Annotated in this window: 20 protein-coding genes and 1 riboswitch; of the genes, 6 read left to right on the top strand and 14 right to left on the bottom strand. The window is 59.2% G+C overall.

The window, feature by feature from the left end; genetic code table 11:
• Position 1 precedes the first annotated feature (1 nt).
• The 9 genes from moaB to moaA form a co-directional block, all read right to left on the bottom strand.
• Complete coding sequence (moaB, locus tag WJM78_RS06775; protein WP_042034609.1) at positions 2 to 508, bottom strand: molybdenum cofactor biosynthesis protein B; 507 nt, start codon at positions 506 to 508, stop codon at positions 2 to 4.
• Between the two features lie 250 nt (positions 509 to 758).
• A complete protein-coding gene (locus tag WJM78_RS06770; RefSeq protein ID WP_042034610.1) occupies positions 759 to 1349 on the bottom strand; it encodes a cytochrome c3 family protein in 591 nt (196 codons plus the stop codon).
• Between the two features lie 11 nt (positions 1350 to 1360).
• Positions 1361 to 1816, bottom strand: coding sequence for a nitrate reductase cytochrome c-type subunit (locus WJM78_RS06765; protein ID WP_042034611.1), 456 nt, complete (start codon positions 1814 to 1816; stop codon positions 1361 to 1363).
• Positions 1816 to 2691, bottom strand: a complete 876-nt coding sequence (gene napH / locus WJM78_RS06760; RefSeq protein WP_042034612.1) for a quinol dehydrogenase ferredoxin subunit NapH — start codon at positions 2689 to 2691, stop codon at positions 1816 to 1818. The genes WJM78_RS06765 and napH overlap by 1 nt, the downstream gene beginning before the upstream one ends.
• Positions 2688 to 3422 (bottom strand): ferredoxin-type protein NapG, encoded by a 735-nt coding sequence (gene napG / locus WJM78_RS06755; protein WP_042034613.1) that lies wholly within the window; start codon positions 3420 to 3422, stop codon positions 2688 to 2690. Before napG ends, napH begins: the two co-directional genes overlap by 4 nt.
• Before the next feature lie 16 nt (positions 3423 to 3438).
• Positions 3439 to 5928 (bottom strand): nitrate reductase catalytic subunit NapA, encoded by a 2490-nt coding sequence (gene napA, locus WJM78_RS06750; RefSeq protein ID WP_042034614.1) that lies wholly within the window; start codon positions 5926 to 5928, stop codon positions 3439 to 3441.
• A 76-nt stretch (positions 5929 to 6004) separates the two neighbouring features.
• On the bottom strand, positions 6005 to 6268 hold the full coding sequence (locus tag WJM78_RS06745) for a chaperone NapD (protein WP_339014625.1): 264 nt from the start codon (positions 6266 to 6268) through the stop codon (positions 6005 to 6007).
• Positions 6269 to 6297: 29 nt separating this feature from the next.
• A complete protein-coding gene (napF, locus tag WJM78_RS06740) occupies positions 6298 to 6840 on the bottom strand; it encodes a ferredoxin-type protein NapF (RefSeq protein ID WP_339014623.1) in 543 nt (180 codons plus the stop codon).
• A 239-nt stretch (positions 6841 to 7079) separates the two neighbouring features.
• A complete protein-coding gene (moaA, locus tag WJM78_RS06735) occupies positions 7080 to 8075 on the bottom strand; it encodes a GTP 3',8-cyclase MoaA (protein ID WP_042034657.1) in 996 nt (331 codons plus the stop codon).
• A riboswitch (molybdenum cofactor riboswitch) is annotated at positions 8063 to 8202 on the bottom strand. (Overlaps the previous gene by 13 nt.)
• A 79-nt stretch (positions 8203 to 8281) precedes the next feature.
• Between moaA and narQ the strand changes: the two genes are divergently transcribed.
• From narQ to WJM78_RS06720, 3 genes are all read left to right on the top strand, one after another.
• Entirely contained in the window at positions 8282 to 9994 is a 1713-nt protein-coding gene (gene narQ / locus WJM78_RS06730) for a nitrate/nitrite two-component system sensor histidine kinase NarQ (protein ID WP_042034617.1), read from the top strand.
• Positions 9994 to 10632: a two-component system response regulator NarL gene (narL, locus tag WJM78_RS06725; protein WP_042034618.1), complete on the top strand. Its 639-nt coding sequence runs from the start codon at positions 9994 to 9996 to the stop codon at positions 10630 to 10632. The genes narQ and narL overlap by 1 nt, the downstream gene beginning before the upstream one ends.
• A gap of 624 nt (positions 10633 to 11256) precedes the next feature.
• Entirely contained in the window at positions 11257 to 11832 is a 576-nt protein-coding gene (locus WJM78_RS06720; protein ID WP_042034619.1) for an LON peptidase substrate-binding domain-containing protein, read from the top strand.
• Between the two features lie 228 nt (positions 11833 to 12060).
• Here WJM78_RS06720 and WJM78_RS06715 read toward each other — a convergent pair whose 3' ends face one another.
• Together WJM78_RS06715 and WJM78_RS06710 are read right to left on the bottom strand one after the other, a co-directional pair.
• Complete coding sequence (locus WJM78_RS06715; RefSeq protein WP_339014617.1) at positions 12061 to 14157, bottom strand: hybrid sensor histidine kinase/response regulator; 2097 nt, start codon at positions 14155 to 14157, stop codon at positions 12061 to 12063.
• Between the two features lie 20 nt (positions 14158 to 14177).
• A complete protein-coding gene (locus WJM78_RS06710) occupies positions 14178 to 15362 on the bottom strand; it encodes an FIST signal transduction protein (protein ID WP_339014614.1) in 1185 nt (394 codons plus the stop codon).
• Between the two features lie 113 nt (positions 15363 to 15475).
• Between WJM78_RS06710 and WJM78_RS06705 the strand changes: the two genes are divergently transcribed.
• On the top strand, positions 15476 to 16387 hold the full coding sequence (locus WJM78_RS06705) for a gluconeogenesis factor YvcK family protein (protein WP_042034622.1): 912 nt from the start codon (positions 15476 to 15478) through the stop codon (positions 16385 to 16387).
• 49 nt (positions 16388 to 16436) lie between these two features.
• On the opposite strand, the gene WJM78_RS06700 is transcribed toward WJM78_RS06705, so the two are convergent.
• The 3 genes from WJM78_RS06700 to lpcA all read right to left on the bottom strand — a co-directional run bounded on the left by WJM78_RS06700 (position 16437) and on the right by lpcA (position 18604).
• Positions 16437 to 16772, bottom strand: coding sequence for an Hpt domain-containing protein (locus tag WJM78_RS06700; protein WP_042034623.1), 336 nt, complete (start codon positions 16770 to 16772; stop codon positions 16437 to 16439).
• Between the two features lie 322 nt (positions 16773 to 17094).
• Complete coding sequence (locus tag WJM78_RS06695) at positions 17095 to 17877, bottom strand: class II glutamine amidotransferase (RefSeq protein WP_212512425.1); 783 nt, start codon at positions 17875 to 17877, stop codon at positions 17095 to 17097.
• 148 nt (positions 17878 to 18025) lie between these two features.
• Positions 18026 to 18604 carry a D-sedoheptulose 7-phosphate isomerase gene (lpcA, locus tag WJM78_RS06690; RefSeq protein ID WP_005309841.1) on the bottom strand — a complete coding sequence of 193 codons (579 nt, stop codon included), beginning with the start codon at positions 18602 to 18604 and terminating at the stop codon, positions 18026 to 18028.
• A 245-nt stretch (positions 18605 to 18849) separates the two neighbouring features.
• On the opposite strand from lpcA, the gene fadE reads away from it, so the two are divergent.
• Entirely contained in the window at positions 18850 to 21306 is a 2457-nt protein-coding gene (fadE, locus tag WJM78_RS06685; RefSeq protein ID WP_339014605.1) for an acyl-CoA dehydrogenase FadE, read from the top strand.
• A 165-nt stretch (positions 21307 to 21471) separates the two neighbouring features.
• Entirely contained in the window at positions 21472 to 22989 is a 1518-nt protein-coding gene (locus WJM78_RS06680) for an HD domain-containing phosphohydrolase (RefSeq protein ID WP_339015781.1), read from the top strand.
• Positions 22990 to 23016: the final 27 nt, after the last annotated feature.

Here is a 23016-nt window from a genome sequence, read left to right as displayed (position 1 = left end):
CTCAGAGATGGGTCACGAAGTTGCAGGGCTGGGTACGGGCATCGAGTTGATCCCGGATCAGCTGCTCCCAGCCCAGCTGGCAGGCGCCGGGAGAACCGGGCAGACAGCAGACCAGAGTACGGTTGGCCAGCCCGGCCAGGGCACGGCTCTGCATGGCCGAGCCGTCGATCTCGGCAAACGAGAGCTGACGGAACAGCTCGCCAAAGCCCTTGACGGTGCGGTCAAACAAGACGCCGACCGCCTCCGGTACCCAGTTCTGATCGGTAAACCCCGTGCCGCCATTGACCAGCACCACCTGGATACCCTCATCGGCGATCCACTGGCTGACCCGAGAGCGAACTTGATAGAGGTTGTCGGCGAGCAGTGCCCGATCGGCCAGCTGGTGACCGGCGTCGGTCACGGCCGCGACCAGATAGTCGCCCGCGCTGTCATTGGCGCTGGTACGACTGTCGGAGACCGTCAACACGGCGATCTTGAGGGGAATGAATGCGGTCATGTTCTGTCCCATGGGCAGCTCCTGATAACAAAGGACCGTGAGCAAAGAGAAGACGGATCCTGGTGTGCAGCGCTTGATTTGGGGGGATCCATACCTGCGCAGGCATGGCCCTTGCCACATGGTCACTCGCTGCGACTCACGGCGGCCCGATTCTACCAAAACTCGTGCCATAGGGGGGATTAAAAGGACACACAAATGCCGTTTTGGTTAGGCTGGCTGCAATATGAACAGGCCGGGCAAGCCCGGCCTGGATCTGGCTACCCTAGAAGCCCTTCACCCCTGTCATGTCAGGCAGCTTGTGAGCTATACCCTTGTGACAGTCGATACAGGTGCTCTCGCCACTGGCCAGACTGGTGGAGTGCATCTGCGCCCCTCGCTTGCCTTGCAGGGAGAAGTCCATGTACTCGAAGTTGTGACAGTTGCGACACTCCCTCGAATCCGTGTCCTTCATGCGCTTCCACTCCCGCTCGGCCATCTCGCGGCGGTGGCTCTCGAACTTCTCGGGGGTATCCACCTTGCCGGTCAACATGCCCCACAGCTCCTTGGAGGCCTGCACCTTGCGGATGATCTTGTAGCTCCACTCGTGGGGCACATGGCAATCGGGGCAACTGGCCCGCACGCCGGAGCGGTTGGCGTAGTGGATAGTGTCGCGGTACTCCTCGAACACGTTGTCCTTCATCTCGTGACAGCCGGTACAGAACGCCTCGGTATTGGACGCTTCCATGGCGGTGTTGAAACCGCCCCAGAAAATCACGCCGCCAAAAAAACCCATCATCAGCAGCACCCAAAGGGCTGCCTTTGACGGTGACTTGAAGGTGGTCCACAGACGCTGGATAAAACCGGGTAATTTCATCTATGGATTCCTCAGTTCAGCGCTTCAACTGGCTTAAAGGTATTCTCCACCAACGGCTTGGCATCCGCTTGCGGCACGTGGCACTGCAGACAGAAGTAGCGACGAGGCGAGACGTCACCCAGGGTCATGCCGTCACGGGTCTCGAAGTGAGTCGGACTGATCTTGGGGGCCTTCATGGCACTGGCGTTTTTAAAGCTGTGGCACGCCAAGCACTTGTTGACCTTGGTATCCACCTCGTAGTTGCGGATGTCGTGGGGGATCAGCGGTGGCTGGTGCATGTATTGACGATCATACGGGGCGCCATCCTTGCGAAAGTTTTTCAGCGGCGCGGCAGTGGCATCGGTCACCAGATCAGTGGCGCCACGCTCGGACTTGAGCCCACCGGTACTGTTGGTGATCTCGGGGGCTGCTGCCATCAAGGTTCCCGCCATCAGGCAGGCCAGCATTGCTCCAATCAGCTTTTTCATTATTTTTTCTCCGACGTTTTTTCTGCCGTGACGGCAAAACCTACAGTGATTTCAAAAACTTGTTCCGCGCAGACATCGATGCAGCGGCCACAATTGGTACACTCCTGAGCCGCAATCAAGGGCCCGTGACCGCGCTTGGCACCGTGAACGGGGCCGCGCAGAATGGGACGCTCGGGACAGACCGCATAACAATCCATGCAGTTGCTACACCGCTCGCGCCCCTTGGCAGAAATCTTGATAAATCCGACCCGGTTGATCAGCGCATAGAAGGCCCCTACCGGACAGAGATGACCACACCAGCCCCGCTCCACCACAAAGAGGTCGAACAGGAAGATCGCCGCCAGCAGGGCCCAGCCCGCCCCCATACCAAACAGCAGACCGCGCAAGGTGAGCGAGACCGGATTGATCAGCTCCCACACCAGCACGCCCGCGATGACCGGGGCCACCAGCACCATGGCCAGCAGCCAGTAGCGCGTATTGCGGTTGAACTGACCGTTGCCCTTGAGACCAAGCCGGGCCCTGGCCCAAGCGACGGCATCCGTGATGAGGTTGACCGGGCAGACCCAGGAGCAGAAGACCCGCCCCCCGACCAGCCAGTAACCCAGCAGCACTATGGACGCCCCCAGCCAGAGGGTGGTGATGGGCCAATGGCCCGCCGCCACCGACTGCAACAGCGTCAGGGGATCGGTCAGCGGCACCGTCTCCAGCAACAGCGAGCTGGAGAGGTTGCCTTTGAGGATCCAGATGCCCGCCAGCGGCCCCAGCAAAAACAGCCCGAGCACACTCAACTGACTCAGCCGACGCAGCAGCAGGAAGCGATGTGACCGCCACCAGCCAAGCTTCGCCCGCGCCTCGGCTCCCGGATAACGACTCATAACCCCTCCGGCTTGCGGGTGGGCAGAGTGAGCCGCTCACCGATCAGCGACTTGCCCGCCTTGGCCTTCTCTTCCCAGCCGAGCCGGTAGTGATGACCCAGTTCACCTTTGGCGAGCTGGCGGGGCACCACCTTGATGGCAGACTCCTCCAGCACGCAGGCGTGCTCGCACTTGCCGCAGCCGGTGCAGGCATCGCTGTGTACCGTGGGCAGAAACATGGCGTGCTTGCCGGTGCGCTGGTTATGCTGCAAATCAAGGGTGATCGCCTTGTCAATCAAGGGGCAGACCCGATAACAGACATCGCAGCGCAGGCCCAGATAGTTGAGGCAGGTCTCGTGATCGATGAGCACTGCCACCCCCATCCGCACCTGATCGATATCGGTCATCTGCTGATCCAGCGCCCCGCTCGGGCAAGCCACCACACAAGGGATGTCGTCACACATCTCGCACGGCACGGCGCGCGCCTTGAAGTAAGGTGTGCCGGTGGTCACCGGATCAAACAGCCGGGCAAGCTTGAGGGTGTCGTAGGGGCAGGCCTGGGCGCAGAGCCCACAGCGCACGCAGGCGCTGAGAAACTCAGCCTCGTCGAGCGCAGCAGGGGGACGCAGCGCCTGGGCAGGCAGCGCTTGTGCCTGCTGGCGGGCCACCCCACCGAGCCCCACGCCAAGCAGGCCCACACCGCAGGCCCCTTTAGCCATGTCGGCCAGAAACTGGCGACGACTACGACTCATCTCTCGCTCCCCCGCCTTATGCCTTGACGACCTTGACGGCGCACTTCTTGTAATCCGTCTCTTTGGAGAGCGGATCGGTGGCGTCCAGGGTCAGCTTGTTAACCAGCTGGCTGGCGTCAAAGAAGGGCATGAACACCAGCCCCTTGGGCGGACGGTTACGGCCGCGGGTCTCGACCCGGGTCTTCACCTCGCCACGGCGGGAGGAGACAATCACCTCTTCGCCACGACGCACGCCACGGGCCTTGGCATCGTCCGGGTGCATGAACAGCACCGCATCCGGGAAGGCGCGATAGAGCTCGGGCACCCGACGGGTCATGGTGCCCGTGTGCCAGTGCTCCAGCACCCGACCGGTGGAGAGCCACAAATCGAACTCTTGATCCGGTGACTCGGCAGCGGGCTCAAACGGCAGAGCGAAGATGACCGCCTTGCCATCGGGCTTGCCATAGAAGCGCACCCCCTCGCCCGCTTTGACATAAGGGTCGAACCCTTCACGATAGCGCCACAGGGTCTCCTTGCCATCGACGACCGGCCAGCGCAGACCGCGCGCTTCGTGATACTGATCGAACGGCGCCAAATCGTGACCATGGCCGCGACCGAAGGTAGCGTACTCCTCGAACAGCCCCTTCTGGACGTAGAAGCCGAAGTGATCCGCTTCGTCGTTGAGCACGCCCTTGCTCTGCTCTTTCGGGAACTGATCGACCTGACCGTTGGCATAGAGCACGTCGAACAGGGTTTTGCCCTTCACTTCCGGCATCTTGGCGATGAGCTCGCTGGGCCACACCTCCTCAACCTTGAAGCGCTTGGAAAACTCCATCAGCTGCCACAAGTCGGACTTGGCCCCTTCCGGCGCCTTCACCTGCTGGTGCCAGAACTGGGTGCGGCGCTCGGCGTTGCCGTAGGCCCCCTCTTTCTCCACCCACATGGCGGTGGGCAGGATGAGGTCAGCGGCCTGGGCGGTGACGGTCGGGTATGGGTCGGAGACCACGATGAAGTTGCGCGGATCGCGGTAGCCAGGCAAGCGATCGGCATTCATGTTGGGACCGGCCTGCATGTTGTTGTTGCACATCACCCAGTAGGCATTGAGCTTGCCGTCTTTGAGCATGCGATCTTGCAGCACGGCGTGGAAACCCACCTTGTCGGGAATGGTGCCTTCCGGCAGTTTCCAGATCTTCTCGGCAATGGCACGATGCTTGGGATCGGTCACCACCATGTCGGCTGGCAGACGGTGGGCAAAGGTGCCCACTTCGCGCGCGGTACCGCAGGCGGAAGGCTGACCGGTCAGGGAGAAAGGACCATTACCCGGCTCGGAGATCTTGCCGGTGAGCAGGTGGATGTTGTAACAGAGGTTGTTGGCCCAGACACCGCGGGTATGCTGGTTGAAGCCCATGGTCCAGTAGGAGACCACCTTCTTGCTCGGGTCAGCATAGATCTTGGCCAGTTTCTCCAGCTTCTCTTTGGAGACGCCGGAGAGCTTGGAGACCGACTCCACATCGTAGTCTGCCACGAACTTGGCAAACGCCTCGAAGGTCATCGGAGTGGCGTCACCGCTGTCCGGGTTCTTCGCTTTCTGCTGCAGCGGATCAGTCGGGCGCAGGCCGTAACCGATGTCGGTGACCCCCTTCTTGAACACTGTGTGCTTGTTGACGAAGTCCCAGTTCACCTTGTCGTTCTGGATGATGTAGTTGGCGACATAGTTGAGGATCGCCAGATCGGTCTGTGGGGTGAACACCATGCCGTTGTCCGCCAGCTCGAAGCTGCGGTGCTCGAAGGTGGAGAGCACGTGCACCTGCACATCCGGGTTGGAGAGACGGCGATCAGACATCCGCGACCAGAGGATGGGGTGCATCTCGGCCATGTTGGAACCCCACAACACGAAGGCATCGGCCTGCTCGATGTCGTCGTAGCAGCCCATCGGCTCATCCATACCAAAGGTGCGCATGAAACCAACCACGGCCGAGGCCATGCAGTGACGGGCATTGGGATCCAGATTGTTGGTCCGCAAACCCGCCTTCATCAGCTTGGCCGCAGCATAGCCTTCCCACACAGTCCACTGGCCAGAGCCAAACATGCCGACGGCGGTCGGCCCCTTCTCTTTCAGGGTCGCCTTGAACTTCTCGGCCATGATGTCGAATGCCTGATCCCAGCTGATGGGAGCAAAGTCGCCATCCTTGTCGAACTGGCCGTTCTTCATCCGCAGCATGGGCTGGGTCAGCCTGTCCTGGCCATACATGATCTTGGACAGGAAGTAGCCCTTGATGCAGTTCAGGCCACGGTTGACCGGCGCATCGGGATCGCCCTGGGTCGCCACGACGCGCCCATTCTGGGAGCCCACCAGCACGGAACAGCCGGTACCGCAGAAGCGGCACGGGGCCTTGTCCCAGGTGATGGCGGTCTTGTCGGTGCTGGTGATCAGGTTGGCCGCCAGCGCAGGGGCACTGACACCGGCCACGGCAGCGGCAGCAGCCACCGCATTGGCCTTCATAAAGTCGCGTCGATTCAGCTTCATGACATTTCCTCGCATTGCTTAATCACATCAATGACAGCCATTGTGACGAGCCGCTCTGGCTCAGCCTCATGGCGCTTTATTCTTTGCATTCGACATCAAGCTCATCGAACTGGTGGTAAATCAGGGCGGCGGACAACACGCCCGGCATGGCATTGATCGCATCTATGGCTGCCATGATGGGTCGCTGGCTGGGCCCTTCCAGGGTCACCACCAGCTTGCCGGTCTCACTGACGGCGTGGATCTCGGCCCCTTCAAGGGCACCAATCTGCTCGGCGAGCTGATGGCGCAAGGGGGGCTGGGTCAGCACCACCAGGCTCGATACATGGAACTCTTGGTTCATTTTGGATCCTGTGTCACACGATTCCTGACTCATTCTGACTCCTGCTTGAGAGTGGGCTGGCCCGCACAATCAGATGTGGCAACTCGCCCATCGACCTTGATACTGCCAACCGGACAGTCCCGCACGCAGGCGCCGCAGCCGTTACAGCGATCCGGCTCGACCGTCGGGGTGGGCACGCGCCCCAGCACCGGAATAAAGCGAATGGCATTGGGCTCGCAGCTGTCCTGACAGCGCTGGCAGAACACCTGACCATTGGCCAGACAGTTGGCCTCGATATGGGCCTTGTAGTGCCAGGGAGACTCGCTTGTCGGGCGAAATAGCGGCACCTTGCAGGCCGAGACACACTCGGCGCAGAAGGTGCACTCGCCACGCTGGAAATCGACCACCGGAAAACCACCCTCGCCAATCACCAGGATCTGCTCAGGGCAGGCGGCCAGGCAGTCACCACAACGGGTGCAGTCAGCGACAAATGCCGACCAGTTGACTGACCAGGGCAACTGCACCGGCGGTTCGGCGGTTCTCAGTCGTCCCCGAAACAGGCCACGGCGGGCAAGATCGATCTCATCCGGCATATTGACTCCTGTTATGGTGAGGAAGGGTGCAGTGCGAGTCCATGATTGGCATTTGTGATACCAATTATAAAAGTGGGGGTATATTGCGGTCCTGACACGGTCAGGGATATACCACTAGGGAGATAAACAGGGGGGAGACTTGCGCCAGATCAAAGCCTTGCAGCGCAATAAAAATGGAGGTATCGGTTAAAATACCTCCATGTGAGGATTGCTATTTAATCGTTGGCGATTTTTTGTGGTTATCCGCCGATGGAGGCGAGATGAGGGGTCATGCCAGCATTCCCCTCATGGAGGCGATGGGTGGCACTCTTGCCCGCCAGCGCGGCACGAATACGTTGTTGCAGCGCATCCTGCTGGTTGTCTGCCGCCAGCAAGTCTCGCAGCGCCACCCCGTTGTCACCGAACAGGCAGAGATGCAGCTTGCCTGCGGAGGAGACCCGCAGCCGGTTGCAACCGGCACAGAAATCCTTGCTGTAAGGCATGATGAGACCAACCCTACCCTGCGAGCCGGGGTGCATGAAGACCTGCGCCGGACCATCATCCTTGCCCCGCAACTGCTGCGCCCAGCCGCTCTCCAGCAGGCGCCGCTTGATCTGCTCGCCGCTCACATGGTGGTCGCGAAACAGGGTATCCATCTCGCCGGTCTGCATCAGCTCGATAAAGCGCAGCTCAATCGGCTTGTGTTTGATCCAGCCGAGAAAGGCATCCAGCTGGTGGTCGTTGAGCCCCTTGAGCAGCACCGCATTGATCTTCACCGATTTGAAACCGGCCGCCAGCGCCGCTGCGATCCCCTCCATCACCTCTACCAGCTTGTTCTCACCGGTGATCTGGTGAAACTGGCGCGGGTCGAGACTGTCGACACTGACATTGAGGGCGGTGAGACCCGCATCGAACCACGCCTGGGCACGCTCTTTCAAACGGTAGCCATTGGTGGTCATGGCCACCTTCTCTATGCCTGGGGTATTGGCCACCGTCTCTATGATGGCGGTAAAATCCCGGCGCAGGGAAGGCTCACCCCCGGTCAGGCGCACCTTGCGGGTGCCCATGGCGGCGAAGCCTGAGACAATGCGGCGGATCTCGTCCAAAGAGAGAAACGCATTGCGCCCCTCTTTGCTCCCTTCCGGGGGACGATAGCCATCGGGCAAACAGTAGGTACAACGAAAATTGCACACATCGGTGACCGACAGGCGCAAATAGTAAAAACGACGGGAAAAACCATCTTGCAGTGGCAACATAAACACCTTTCCAAATACGGGAGGCCAGGGCATTTCTTTCCTGACCCTTACAGCTCGAACATCGGCTGACGGCGGTTTTCCCCTATCGCAAGGACTTAGGCAAAACAGCTCGGAGTTCATCTAGTTTTTCGATGCTAGCACAAGTTGGAGTACACTCCCATGCTACTTTGTGGGGTTATTGTCTGATGCGAAGGAAGACGATCGGGATGGAAAAGTGGTTCAAAGTGCATTCGGTCAGCAGCGCCATCGGACGCTCCATGGTACTCATCCTGTTCATGGCGAGCCTGATCGCCTTGGTGGCCATGGTAACCCTGTTCTACTCGGTGCCCGATGCCAAGGCGATCAACCTGTCGGGTTCGCTGCGGATGCAGGCCTACCGCATGGCCTACGAGATAGAGCAGGGCCAACCTGTGCTGGGACGGCTCGATCAATTTGAACAGACGCTGCATGCCGCCGAGTTGCAAGAGACCCAGCGCTGGATCACCCCCGCCTCCCTGCGCCGTACCTATGGCGAGGTGTTGCTGCAATGGCAGGTGATGCGCGAGCACATCGAGAATGCCACCCCCAGACGCTACACCGACAACACGGAGCAGTTTGTGGCGGCCATCGACGACTTCGTCAACCAGATGCAGTACCACGTGGAGTTCAAGGTGCGCATGCTGGCGCTGGCGGAAGGGCTGGGGCTGCTATCCATCATCACCATCGCCTGGTTTACCGTGCGGTTTACCCGCCAGCAGGTGGTGGCACCGCTCAACCAGCTGGTCTATTGCGCCCGCCAGATCCAGCGCCAGGAGTTCGATCTCACCCTGCCCCCCCATTGCGAGAACGAGCTGGGGGAGTTGTCAGGTGCCTTCGTCACCATGGCCGATGAGCTGGGCAAACTCTATCGGGAACTGGAGAGCAAGGTGGAAGAGAAGACCGCCAAGCTACAGCAGGCCAACGACACCCTCTCCTTCCTCTACAGCACAGCCCAGAAGCTGCATGCGGCGCCACTGAGTCGGCGCACCCTGCTCAAGCTACTGGAGCGGGCCGCGGCCCATCAGCACATAGACCACATACGGCTGACCCGCTTCGAACACAACGCCATGCCTGACTACATCACGGGGCGCAAGGGTTGGCCGGGCGATCTCGACTCTATGGTGAGCTTTCATCTGCAGATGGATGAGCAGGAGTACGGCCGGCTTGACGTGATCAGCAGCCACCCCATAGACGAGCGGCTGATGAAGAACTTCTCCATGCTGCTGGCCCAGGTGCTGCACAAGGATCAGACGCTGTTGCAACATCAGCGACTGCTGCTGATGGAAGAGCGGGCCGTCATCGCCCGCGAGCTGCATGACTCGCTGGCCCAGGCGCTCTCCTATCTCAAGATTCAGTCCACCCTGCTCAAACGTGCCTTCGCCAAGGGGGAATCCGGCAAGACAGAAGCCGCCATGCAACAGATCGACGAGGGGCTCAGCAGCGCTTACACCCAGCTGCGTGAACTGCTCGGCACCTTCCGTCTCAGTATCGGCGACGCCAATCTGGGGGAAGCCATCAGGGTCATGCTGGAACAGCTCAAGCCACAGACCCAGGCCGAAATAGGGCTCCATTACGGCCTGACCGATACGGATCTGGAGGCGGGCCAACATATCCATATTCTGCAGCTGATCCGTGAGGCAGTGCTCAACGCCATCAAACATGCCAACGCACAAGTGATTGCTGTTAGCTGTGAGACGCTCGCCAATGGTAACATTCAGGTTCAGATTTCAGATGACGGTGTGGGAATAGGGATCGCAAGTTCGGCGGTCAACCACTATGGCCTTAGCATCATGAATGAGCGCGCCAGCAAGTTGCATGGTCTGCTGACCATCAGCGAGCAGCCGCCCAGAGGCACCTGCGTACATCTGACCTTTCCCACCAGCCTAACAAGAGATGCCTGATGGACGAGATGAAATATAGTGTTCTGGTCGTGGATGACCATCCCCTCATGCGCAAAGGGATTGTGCAACTGCTGGCCCTGGAAGAGAACATAGAGGTGGTCGGTGAGGCGTCCAACGGCACCGACGCCGTCGCCATGGCCAAGGAGTCAGAACCGGACCTGATCCTGCTCGACCTCAACATGAAAGGCCTCTCCGGTCTGGATACTCTCAAGGCGCTACGCACCGAAGAGGTTACCTCACGGGTGGTGATCCTGACCGTCTCGGACGCCCGCCAGGACGTGGTCGCCCTGCTCAAGGCCGGCGCCGATGGCTATCTGCTCAAGGATACCGAGCCAGAGATGCTACTCGCCCAGCTGGCGGACGTGATGACCGGCAAGCAGATCCTGAGCGAGCCGCTGCGCCCCTACCTCGAGAACATCTACGAGCTGGACCATCTGCAACAGAAGCTGGAGAGCTTGACCCGTCGCGAGATGCAAATTCTGCGCGAGATTGCGAAGGGCCTCTCCAACAAACAGGTCGCCTCCGTACTGCATATCTCCGAGGGCACGGTCAAAGTGCACGTGAAAAGCCTGCTGAAGAAACTCGAGGCCCAGAGCCGCGTGGAAGCGGCCGTCATGTACCTGGAACAGCGCAAATAACCCGTTCGCCCTCTCAAGGCGCAGCGGTTCTGCGCGCCGGGAGAGATGGCTCAACGCATGCAACAACAAGAGTCTTGTTTCGTTCTATATCCATGCCTTGACCAGATTGAGAAAAAACCAAAGCCCCGCATCGTCGGGGCTTTCCTTATTTGCACGGACCTCGGCCGGCCCGAGACTGCCGCGCCCCCTTTGTATCTACAACAAGCAAGACGGGCGACCCGCACAATCCCGCTTGTATGGAAAGGGTATTCACCCACCGACTCACCGCATCGCCATAGCAGCGACACACTTCTATCTGCCCGCCCTCAAACCGCCGCGCCAAGGGCACCATCAGCTACGTCTCTGCCGCTCTCTCACCATGCGCATTTTGCGCTTGGCTCTTTGCAAGATGCGATGCGCTTCAATTCAGGACGCGAAGAGAGCGGGAGCCAAGTAATCAGAAACCGGCCGTATTCAGCTGACTACGGGATCGCCACCACAGAAAAAATAAAAATATAACCATCTGATTATTAATGTATTTTGTCTCATCTCGGATGGCTTTCGCCCCTATTCTGGGGCTTTTTTCATCCTCTGGCATAGTCGCTGCATTGTCCTAGTCAGACACTACTCAATGGAGGACGGAACATGAAACTTCAACCTTTGGCATTGTTCCCCTTGCCTTCCCACGTACTGCCAGGCGGCAAGCTTCCACTGCGTTTGTTTGAACCGCGCCACCTGCAGATGCTCAAAGAGTCATTCATCAATGACCAGGGTTTCGGCATAGTGATGGAAGAAGCGACCACCACGGGCAAGTCCGGGCGCATCCTGCCGGTCGGTACCCGGGTGAAGGTGACCGATTTCTACACCCTGAATGACGGCCTGCTCGGCGTCACAGTGCTCGGCATGGAACGTTTCTGCATCCATGAGATGGAAACGGACGAGATGGGATTGCGCCGGGCCAAGGTCGAAGCGCTGCCCAACTGGCCGAGTGCCCACTCAAACTTCAGTGACAAACAGTTGGTCATCCGGCTGCGGGAAGTGTTCGAGCAGTATCCGGAGCTCGACGAGCTCTACCCGGACAAGCAGTTTGACGATGCGACCTGGCTCTGCCAACGCTGGCTCGAAATTCTGCCCATGCCCATCTATGAAAAACAGATGTTGATTGCCAAACAAAATAGCGAAGCGGCTCGTCAATTCTTGCGCCGACTGATCACACAGTGAGTCAAAAAGAACATTGCAAAATGCGAATATTCCCACAATGAAAATAACATTTTCGCATTTTGCAAACATCGGCGATAGATAACAGCAATAACACAGCCGCAAGCCGCATAAACAGGTTCTGAAAAGTTGGCACGACTTTTTCATATAGAACCGTACAACCCGATTTATCCCGTGCTCTCTTCAGTATTTGCTGAAGAATTGGTCAACCACCTAGGTTGACCATTTTTTTTACCTGCGATCCGCTAGCGCGGGGCTGATATGACGCTGCAGGCACTCTCTCAGTCGCATCAGACTGATGGGCTTGGCCAGAAAATCATCCATTCCCTGAGCCAGACAACGGGCCCTGTCTTCGGCCATGGCATTGGCCGTCAAGGCCACTATGGGCACCTTGCAACCCAGTTCCCGCAAGCAGCGAGTCGCCTCCAGTCCATCCATCTGCGGCATCCGCATATCCATCAGGATGAGGTCCGGCTGCTGCTCCGCTACCTGCGCCAGCGCCTCTAGGCCATTGGCTGCAAGCCGTACCCGGCTAACCAATTTTTGCAGCATGAGGGACACCACCAACTGGTTGACCGGGCTGTCTTCCACCACCAGCACATCCAGATCCTGAATGGGCAGTTGATCCGGCTCGGGCCGGCTGCTGCACTCGCACGGCAGCGCCATGCCGGGCAGCTCGAACCAGAAGCAACTGCCCTGACCAGGAGCGCTCTGCAGACGGATCTCCCCACCCATTAACTCCACCAGCCGTTTGCTGATGGCCAACCCCAGCCCTGTCCCGGAGAAACGGCGGGTCGCCGAGCTGTCAACCTGGGAGAAGGGCTCGAACAGAAGCGCCTGATCCTCGGCCGAGATGCCGATCCCGGTATCGGTGACCGACACCCGCAACCGTTGCTCGTGCCAACTCAGTTGCAACAAGACGCTGCCCTGGCTGGTGAACTTCACCGCATTGCCGAGCAGGTTGCTGATCACCTGTGACAGCCGCACCGGATCCCCCTGCAGCTGGGGTGGCACCGCCTCATCCACCCGCCAGCGCAGGACTATGCCCTTGCTCCTGACACGCTCTTGCAGCGGTTCGATCAGGGATTGGCACAGCTGGGCAGGGAGCAGGGTCTCGCAATGAAATTCCAGGGTATGGGATTCTATTTTCGAGAAGTCGAGCACATCGTCGATGATGGTCTGCAGCAGACGAGCCGAGTGGGTGGCATGTCCGAGCAGGGTCTGCTGCTGAGGCTCGAGCTGGGCATGTTGCAACAAATCCAGCATGCCCAGCACCGCATTCATGGGGGAGCGGATCTCGTGGGTCATCATGGCCAGGAACTGCGACTTGGCGCGGTTGGCCGCCTCTGCCTCATCCCGTGCCCGGGCCAGCTCCTGCTCGCGGCGGATCTGGTTGCCCACATCCCGCGCCGTGCCCCGATAGCCGATGAAGATACCGGCAGTGTCGAAGCAGGGCTCGGCATTGATCTCCATCCAGCAGGGCCCGATGGCCAAGCTGACCTGGGCTCGCACCGCCCGTACCGGCAGATGCTGCTCGATGAGGCGGCGGTACTTGCCCCACTCGGGATCCCGCCGATCATAGACGTAATCGTAGAGACTCTGACCGGGCGGATGCGCTTTCACATCCCCCTGATAGCCAGGTGCCGACACATAGCTGAGCCTGTGCTCTGTGTCCGTCTCCCAAAACCAGTCGGAGGCCATTCCGGCGAAGCTGCGAAAACGCTGCTCGCTGGCCTGCAGTGCCAGCGTCTTGAGCTCGACCTGCTCCTGCAAGCGGGCACGATAGGCGATGTTGACCAGCGCCTGGGAGATGAGCGGACGGCAGCGTTGCATCGCCGCCTTGCTCTTGAGATCGAAGGTGCCCATCACAGCGTGACGACAGATGAGGACGCCGGAGAAACCGGGCGCGCGCAGCCCCGTCATCATGACGCTGGCCCAGCCGGCTACATCGGCCAGTGGTGCCAGCTCAGGCAACTGGGTCGGATCATAGATGACCAGGGTCTCACCCTCGATGGCGCGAGAGAAGAGCGGGGTCAGCGGCCAGTGTCGCCCCACTTCACCATCCTGGGTGCTGAGGTGGGTGATGCCATCGCCAGCCTCCCAGGCCACCACATCCGCATGTTCGAAACCAATGAAGGGCTTGAGCACCTGAATAAGGCTGTCCAGCACCTGCTCCAGGGTCTGGGCATCGGCCAGTGTTGCGACCCCGCACAGCAGGGTCTGCGACTCCTGGCGATACTTGACCTCGCGTTCCCGACAACGCACCAGCTCCACCAGCGTGGTCTGCAGCTTGTCACCCAGGGCTTCCAATTCCGTATTACCTATCATCTTGTTTCCAGCGCCATATATCAGCTGTCGAGGAAGATCACACTCGATACCATCAGGTTGCCGTGTGCCAGCTCACCGTGGGGCAGACGCCCCTGCTCACCGAAGGTAAACGGGGTAATGAAGGGGATGTCCCCCAGCCGAGTGTGAAATTGATCGACAAATTGGCATAAACTATCACCAAGAGCCAAGCGACAACCAGCACAAAAGATCACAAGGGCCCCGAACGGCCGCATCTCTGCGCTCATGCCGTACTCGGGTTCGATGTGGGTCGCATTCAGGCTGCGCTGCAGCAGCCCCTCCTGACTGCTGTACATCAGCAAGAGTCGCTCGCCGAGCTGGATATCGGTAAAGAGGCGCAATCCGCCACCCTCTGTCACCACCTCGGGATGGGATAGCTTGTAATAGGGCATGTCGTCCAGGGTGCCCACCTGGCGGGCCAGCGGCGAGAGGGTGGTATCCCGCAATATGGGGCCCACCGGCCAGGCAGTGGTTCGCCCGGTCCAGCGAGCGTAGACCTCAGCGGCGGGCTCATGATCTATGGTGAGGATCTCGCGCCCCGCCAGGGCTGTGATGGTGCCGCGATGCTCGGTAGGGACATAGCCCGAATGAAACTGAAACGCCAGTTGGCAATCGGGATAGAGCACCGCCAACACGACTCCCTCACGGGCACTGCCCTCATCCCAGCACAGCTGCCAATCGCCGCTGACACTGTTGTCAGCTGCCGAGCCTCCCACGACAGGGACGCTCGTTCCAAGCTCTGCTTCAATGCTGGTCAGCATCGCCTCCTCCTGGCCCGGGCTGGCGTGCAACAGGATGAGCTGAGGCAGCTCGCCGGGACGCCCGCCATCGGCGATGGCGGCACGCAGCAACTGGCGAATATCCACGTCCTCCCCCGCCTGCCCTGCCACCCCGTAGGCGCCCTTGCCATCGTAGAGAGCGGCCACTGCCAGCCCTATCCCCTGACGGGCGTGGTGGCCAACCTGGGTCATGACGCCGCCGCAGGAGCTACAACCGATCAGTCGGGTCGTCGGAAACTGTTGCTTGAGGTGACGACGCAGTTCCTCGGCATCGTGCGCTTGGGTAAAATAGACCAATAACAGTGAAGGGGAATGGGGCGATTGAGCGAGCAGCCGCTCACTGACCTGCCGGGCAGCCAGCAGGGGGGTCTCTTCAAGAGAGTGAGCCGTCAGAAAGTTCAACACCATCTCCTAGTTGTTCGTGATGCTAGGGGTAAGCAAAAATCATACCTTTATCAAACAATTATCTGACTTTATGGGCTAGAATGACCCTCAAATGAGCCCAACCAAAGGACTGCTGCATGTGGCAGAAAAACATCAATGACTTTGATCGGGTCGTCGCCATCGGTGGCGGCCACGGCATGGGCCGCGTGCTCTCTTCACTCTCGTTTCTCGGCCAGCGGCTGACCGGCATCGTCGCCACCACGGACGATGGCGGATCCACCGGGCGCCTGCGCAAGAGTCAGGAGTGTATCGCCTGGGGAGATCTGCGCAACTGCCTCAATCAACTGGTGACCGATCCCAGCATCGGCAGCCTGTTATTCGAATATCGCTTCGCCGGCCGCGGCGAGCTGGCGGGTCATAACCTCGGCAACCTGATGTTGCTGGCACTCGACAACCTCTGCGTGCGTCCCCTTGATGCTATCAAGCTCATCAGTGACATGCTGAAAATAGAGTCACAATTGTTACCCATGTCAGAGTTTCCCACCGACCTGTGTGCCCACACCGTCTGTGGCAAGCAGATCCTGGGAGAGGTTTCCATCGATCAGCTCGATACGCCACCCCTCTCCCTGAGTCTGAGCCCGGAAGTGCCGGCGACTCGTGAGGCTGTGCAGGCGCTGGCTCAGGCCGACATGATCATACTCGGGCCTGGCAGCTTCCTGACCTCCATCATGCCTCCCTTGCTGCTGGCCGAGGTGGCACAAGCCATCAATGAGAGCGATGCCATGCTGGTGTTCATCTGCAATCTGGTGGCCGAGAGTGGGCCTGCCAGTCAGCTGAGTCTGCTCAACCAATGGCGCTGGCTGGAGTCACGAGTCGGTACGGGTCGCGTCGATGCTATTCTGGCGCCCGCTGGGGAATATCCGGCAGAATTGGCCAGTCGCCTGATCCAGGCCGAGCTGGGCGAGGCCGAACTCCCCCACCGCCACGACAGACTGAAGCTCAAGCTGGCGCTGGATCGGGTGATCCAGCAACTGGTCAATCAACGCTAATGACAGCTATGCGCAGCGGCGAACCGGCTGGTTCCCCTGCGCAGCAAGCTCAGTGGTAGTTGGCAAGGTGAGAGAGCACCTGGGGCAAAGATTGCTCCAGCTGGGTCAGTAGCCGGGCGACGTCGTCGGCATCTTCATGTTTGCAAGCCAGCTCCAGTGCCGCCACCTGCTGGTAACTGAGCTGTGCGCCGTAGCTGCCACAGGAGGATTTCATGCTGTGGGCAAGCCGCGCCAGTGCGGGCCAATCCTGCCGCTCATAGAGTGGGCGCAGCTGGGCGAGCTGCTCACCCACCTCCTCGATAAACACCGAGATCACCACAGGCATCATCTCCTCGCCAATGTCTTCCGCCAGCTGTCGCAGCACCTTTTGATCCAACCATTCCATCCCTCAGTCCTCATTTGGCGGTATTCAAACAGAACATACTATAGATGCCTGGCGTGACAACGTCACTCCTCGCTCGCCTTCTGCTTGTCGACCGGCGAACGGCCGCAAAAACGAAAAATGTGATCCGGTTCTAGGAATGTGGCGATAGGCAGACCAGATTGAAACATAAATGTTGCCAACCAATTAACATTTATACAACACTGGTGGCAGTGAGAATGATGCGACTCAGCAACACCTCTCTCATCCCTTTTGCCTGTATGGCTGCTGCGAAGAACCAGGGTAGGATTCTACCCTGGTATTTTTTTATATTTAAATCAGCTAATTACCGAGTCTGACTGCCGCATACACGCTCACCCAGCCGAAACAGGCTGAACTCGCCGGGCGCCATCCTGACCCAGTTTTCATTGCCAGTCAGTGGACGGGTTGCGATCAGGGTCACCACGTCATCCGGGGTCGTCTCACTCTGGAAATCGATGGCTACATCTTCATCCAGCAACCTCGCCTCGCCAAAGGGCGCCCGCCGGGTGAGCCAGTGCAGGTTGTTGCTGCAATAGGTCATCACAAACTCCCCATCCGACAGCAGCATGTTGAATACCCCGAGCCCGCGCAACTCGTCACACAGGGTGGACAGATAGCGAAACATGGCGGGGAAGTTGGCGGGACGCTTGGGGTATTTCTGCTCCAGCCGGTTGAGTAGCCAGCAAAATGCATGCTCGCTGTCGGTGTCCCCCACCGGGCGGTGCCGCCCGGTAGCGAGTCGCTTGTAACCAGTCAACTGGCCGTTGTGGGCAAAGGTCCAGTAGCGGCCCCACAGTTCACGGGTGAACGGATGGGTATTTTCCAGCGACACGCAGCCCCGGTTAGCCTGCCGGATATGGCTGACTACAGCGCGGCTCTTGATAGGCAACGCCTGTACCAGCTTGGCTATCGGCGACTGGGCGCTGGGCTCGGGATCCTTGAAGGTGCGAAAACCCCTCCCCTCATAGAAGGTAATCCCCCAGCCATCCTTGTGGGGCCCCGTCTTGCCGCCGCGCAGCATCAGACCGGTAAAGCTGAAGCAGATATCGGTCGGCACATTGGCACTCATGCCGAGCAGTTCGCACATAACCAGCGGACTCCTTATTACTGGGCATCTTTTTTCAATCAGCAGGACCAGCCTGATGCAAAGCACCGCCGATCCCGCCGCTTATCAGGGCAGGTACAACCGAAATATGGCCTGGTGAGGCTCGCACATCCCGGCTGACGATACTTCCTTACTTGGCCATCTCTTTTTCGACCAGCTGGATCAGGATATGGATCACCTTGATATGCACTTCCTGAATGCGGTCTGCATAGCCAAAATGCGGCACCCGGATCTCGACGTCGGCCAGACCCGCCATCTTGCCACCATCCTTACCGGTCAGTGCTATCACCTTCATACCCTTGGCATGGGCAGCTTCGATGGCCTTGAGGATATTGCCCGAGTTGCCGCTGGTGGAGATACCAAGCAGCACGTCACCACGACGGCCGACCGCTTCCACATAACGGGAGAACACGTAGTCGTAACCAAAGTCGTTGGAGACGCAGGAGAGGTGGCTGGGATCCGAGATGGCGATACCGGCATAGCCAGGACGATTCTCGCGATAACGGCCGGTCAGCTCTTCGGCAAAATGCATGGCATCGCAGTGGGAGCCCCCGTTGCCACAGGAGAGCACCTTGCCTTCCTGCTTGAAGGAGTCGGCGAGCAGCTTGGCAGCGGCTTCAATGTTTTTCAGATTCTGTTCATCTGCCAGGAACGCCTGGAGCACGCCGGCAGCTTCGGTCAATTCATTGCGGATCAGTTCTTGGTACATGATGTCTCTTCCAAAATGTGGGCGACGCCATTGTCGCACAAGCCAATCCAATCGTCGCCCCCCGCCCCTCAAGATGCCGCCGGCAGGACGTTATGCCGATCACATAGCCAAAGTAACAAGCTTGTAAACATCTTGATAAGTTTGTGCGTATGAATTACAACATGGGCCATGTTCAACAGGTCAGACCTCTGAATCAGTTAACCCACTTTTCACCCAACTTCGGCAACTCATGCAAGGAGCGAAATATGACGACGACACTCACTCTGCTCGGGGTGATCCTGGTGATCGGCGCCATGGCTTATCGCCGGGCGTCTCTGTTCACATCCACGCTTGCCACGGCAGCCGCACTTATCGCCGGCACATTCTATGGCCATGCCCCCCTGCTGGTGTGGGTACTGTTCGCCGTGATTGCCATCCCCCTCAATCTGGTGGATTTTCGCCGCAATCAGCTGACCAAGCCGCTGTTCAAGATCTACAAGTCCATCATGCCGGAGATGTCCCGCACCGAGAAGGAAGCCATCGAAGCGGGTACCACCTGGTGGGAAGCAGACCTGTTTGCCGGCAACCCGGACTGGAAAAAGCTGCATGCCATCCCGGTCAGTACGCTGTCAGCCGAAGAGCAGGCCTTTATGGATGGTCCGGTCGAGGAAGTGTGCCGTATGGTCAACGACTGGGAAGTGACCCACGAGCGGGCCGATCTCTCCCCCGAGGTGTGGCAATACCTGAAGGACAACAAGTTCTTCGCCATGATCATCAAGAAGAAATACGGTGGTCTGGAATTCTCCGCTTATGCTCAGTCCTGCGTACTGCAAAAACTGTGTGGCGCCAGTGCCGTGCTGGCTTCCACCGTGGGCGTACCCAACTCGCTCGGCCCGGGCGAACTGCTTCAGCACTACGGTACCGATGAGCAGAAAGACCACTACCTGCCCCGTCTGGCAATCGGCAAAGAGATCCCCTGCTTCGCCCTGACCAGCCCGGAAGCCGGTTCCGACGCCGGTTCCATCCCCGATTTCGGTATCGTCTGTAAGGGCCAGTGGGAAGGGGAAGAGGTGCTCGGCATGCGGCTGACCTGGAACAAGCGCTATATCACGCTCGCGCCCATCGCCACCGTACTGGGGCTGGCCTTCAAATTGCGCGACCCGGATCACCTGCTGGGGGAAAACGAGGAGCTCGGCATCACCTGCGCCCTGATCCCCACTCACATCAAGGGTGTTGGCATTGGCCGTCGCCACTTCCCGCTCAACGTGCCGTTCCAGAACGGCCCGACCCAGGGCAAGGATGTGTTCGTCCCGCTCGATTTCATCATCGGTGGCCCGGCCATGGCCGGTCAGGGCTGGCGCATGCTGGTCGAGTGTCTGTCGGTCGGTCGCGGCATCACACTGCCCTCCAACAGTACCGGTGGCGTCAAGATGCTGGCCCTGGCGAGCGGTGCCTACAGCCGCATCCGTCGCCAGTTCAAGCTGCCCATCGGCAAGATGGAAGGCATTGAAGAGCCGCTGGCCCGCATCGGCGGCAACGCCTACATCATGGGCGCCGCCGCCAACCTGACCGTGACCGGTATCGACCTTGGTGAGAAACCTTCGGTCATCTCCGCCATCGTCAAATACCACCTCACCGACCGGGCCCAGAAGTGCATCATCGATGCCATGGACATCCACGGCGGCAAGGCCATCTGCATGGGCCCCAACAACTATCTGGCTCGTGGTTATCAGGGTGCCCCCATCGCCGTCACGGTGGAAGGGGCCAACATCCTGACCCGCAGCATGATCATCTACGGTCAGGGCGCCATCCGCTGTCACCCTTATGTGTTGCCGGAGATGCTGGCGGCTAGCCACCCTGACAAGGGTCAGGCGCTGAAGGACTTTGACAAGGCGATGTTCAGCCACGTCGGCTTTGCCATCAGCAACCTGGTGCGCAGCTTCTGGCTCGGTATCACCGGCGCCCGTTTTGCCTCTGCACCGTACAAAGATCAGACCAAGGGCTACTACCAGCAGCTCTCCCGCCTCTCGGCCAACCTGGCCTTCCTGTCAGACATGGCGATGGGCACCCTGGGTGGCGAGCTCAAGCGCAAGGAGCGGGTCTCCGCCCGTCTCGGCGACGTGCTGAGCCAGCTCTATCTGGCTTCCAGCGCCCTCAAGCGCTATCAAGACGAGGGACGCCAGCAGGCCGACCTGCCGCTGCTGCACTGGGCACTGCAAGATGCCATGTTCAAAGCACAAGAGGCGATCGACGAGCTGCTGCGCAACTTCCCGAACCGCTGGATTGGCTTGGCGCTGCGCGTCATAGTGCTGCCCCTTGGCCGTGACATGAAGCGTCCGAGCGACAAGCTGGACAGCCAGGTTGCCCGTCTGCTGCAAACGCCAAGCGAGACGCGCAGCCGTCTGGCCCAGGGCCAATACTTGACCCGCGAAGAGGGCAACCCCTTCGGTCTGCTGGAACAGGCGCTCGATGACGTGCTCTCTGCCGAACCGCTGTTTGAGAAAGTATGCAAGGCTGACGGTATCAAGCGTCCGTTTATGCAGCTGAACAAGGTGGCGGATGCAGGTCTGACGCTGGGAGTGCTCAACCAGACCGAGGCTGACCTGCTGCGCCGCGCCGAAGAGAGCCGCCTGCGCACCATCAACGTCGATGATTTCGACCCCATAGATCTGGTTGCCAACAAGGCCCTGTTCGAGCCTTCTGCCTATCACAGAGCAGCCTGACACACAGAAAAGTCGTCAAACGCCTCCCGTTGGGAGGCGTTTTTTATGGGCCCGGATCACGATAACAACAAAGAGATTTCATAGATCAAATTTTATTTCTCAATAAGTTTCCTATCCTTAGTGAAGCAGTTAATGTAAGCACAGGATCCCAAACAGGATTGCATGATGGATGACCAAATCCTGATTATTGACGATGACGATCTGCCCCTTCTCGATAACCAGCAGGCTGGATGGAAGGTGATGATTGTGGACGATGAACCCGAAGTGCATCGCATCACCAAGATCACCCTGAGCAAATTTGAATTCGATAACAAACCCATTGAATTTTTGCATGCTTATTCAGCCGCACAGGCCAAGGAGTTGCTCGCCCAGACCCCGGATGTAGCCCTGTTGCTGCTCGACGTCGTAATGGAAGTCGATCACGCCGGTCTCGATGTGGTCAAGTTCGTGCGCGAGGATCTGCAGAACAAGATGGTGCGCATAGTGTTGCGAACCGGACAACCGGGTCAGGCACCGGAAGATGATGTGGTCACCAACTACGACATCAACGATTACAAGGACAAGACCGAGCTCACCTCCCAGAAGCTGCGGACCCTGTTGCGGGCCAGCCTGCGTTCATATCGCGATATATGTACCCTGGAGAGCAATCGTCAGGGACTAGAGAAAGTCATCGAAGCCTCCAAGGGGATCTTTGAGAAACGGTCACTGCGCCAGTTTGTCGAAGGAGCTCAGGAGCAGCTAGATGCCCTGATCAATCAGGAAGAGTCCCAGATCTATGATGTAAAGCAGTTTACCTACGAGGTACGGGATCAGATCCTGGAGCCACTGCTGCCTGGCCATCCGTCCGTGCGGCTGGTCGATGCCCCTCTGATATTGCGCCAGGCCATGGCCAACCGGGCTACCGTCTATGACGGTAATCAGATGGTGCTCTACTGCCAGAATCCCCGTCATCACCTGCTGTTTCATATCGAGACGACCCGCCATCTCAGCCAGATGGACACGGGCCTGCTGAGCCTGTTTACTGAAAACATCATAGTGGCGCTGGAAAATATCCGGCTCAACGAAGTCATCGCCGACAACCAGCGCGAGATCATTTACCGCATAGGGGAGCTGGTGGAAACCCGCTCCAAGGAGTCTGGCCTGCACGTCAAGCGGGTCGCCCTCTACACCGAGCTGTTCTGCCTGTTGCTTGGTATGAGCGAAGAGCAGAGCGAGCTCATCAAGCGCGCCTCTCCCCTGCACGACATCGGCAAGGTAGGGATCCCGGATGCCATACTGCACAAGCCGGGTAAGCTGACCCCGGAAGAGTGGGAGATCATGAAGACCCACGCCCAACTGGGGCAGGATATGCTCTCCGGCAGCGATCTGGCGCTGTTCCAGATAGGCGCCACCATAGCCGGCAACCACCATGAGAAATGGAATGGCAGCGGCTATCCCCGTGGCCTCAAGGGCGATTCAATACCGCTCGAGGGGCGTGTGGTGGCGCTGGCCGACGTGTTTGATGCCTTGGGCTCGGATCGCTGCTACAAGAAGGCATGGCCGCTGGATAAGGTGCTCGCGCTGATTGAAGAGGAAAAGGGGCAGCACTTCGATCCCCAGCTGGTGGATCTGATGCTGGCCAATCTGGACAAGTTCCTCAAGATCCGCGAGCAGCACAAGGATATCTACGTCGGGGATCACTGATCCTCCCTCACGCCAACCGGCCAGCAG

Origin of the sequence: Aeromonas popoffii (assembly GCF_037818705.1) — a bacterium.
GTDB lineage: Bacteria > Pseudomonadota > Gammaproteobacteria > Enterobacterales > Aeromonadaceae > Aeromonas > Aeromonas popoffii.
The sequence above is the reverse complement of the archived record's forward strand: the minus strand, read 5'-3'. Positions and strand labels throughout refer to the sequence as shown.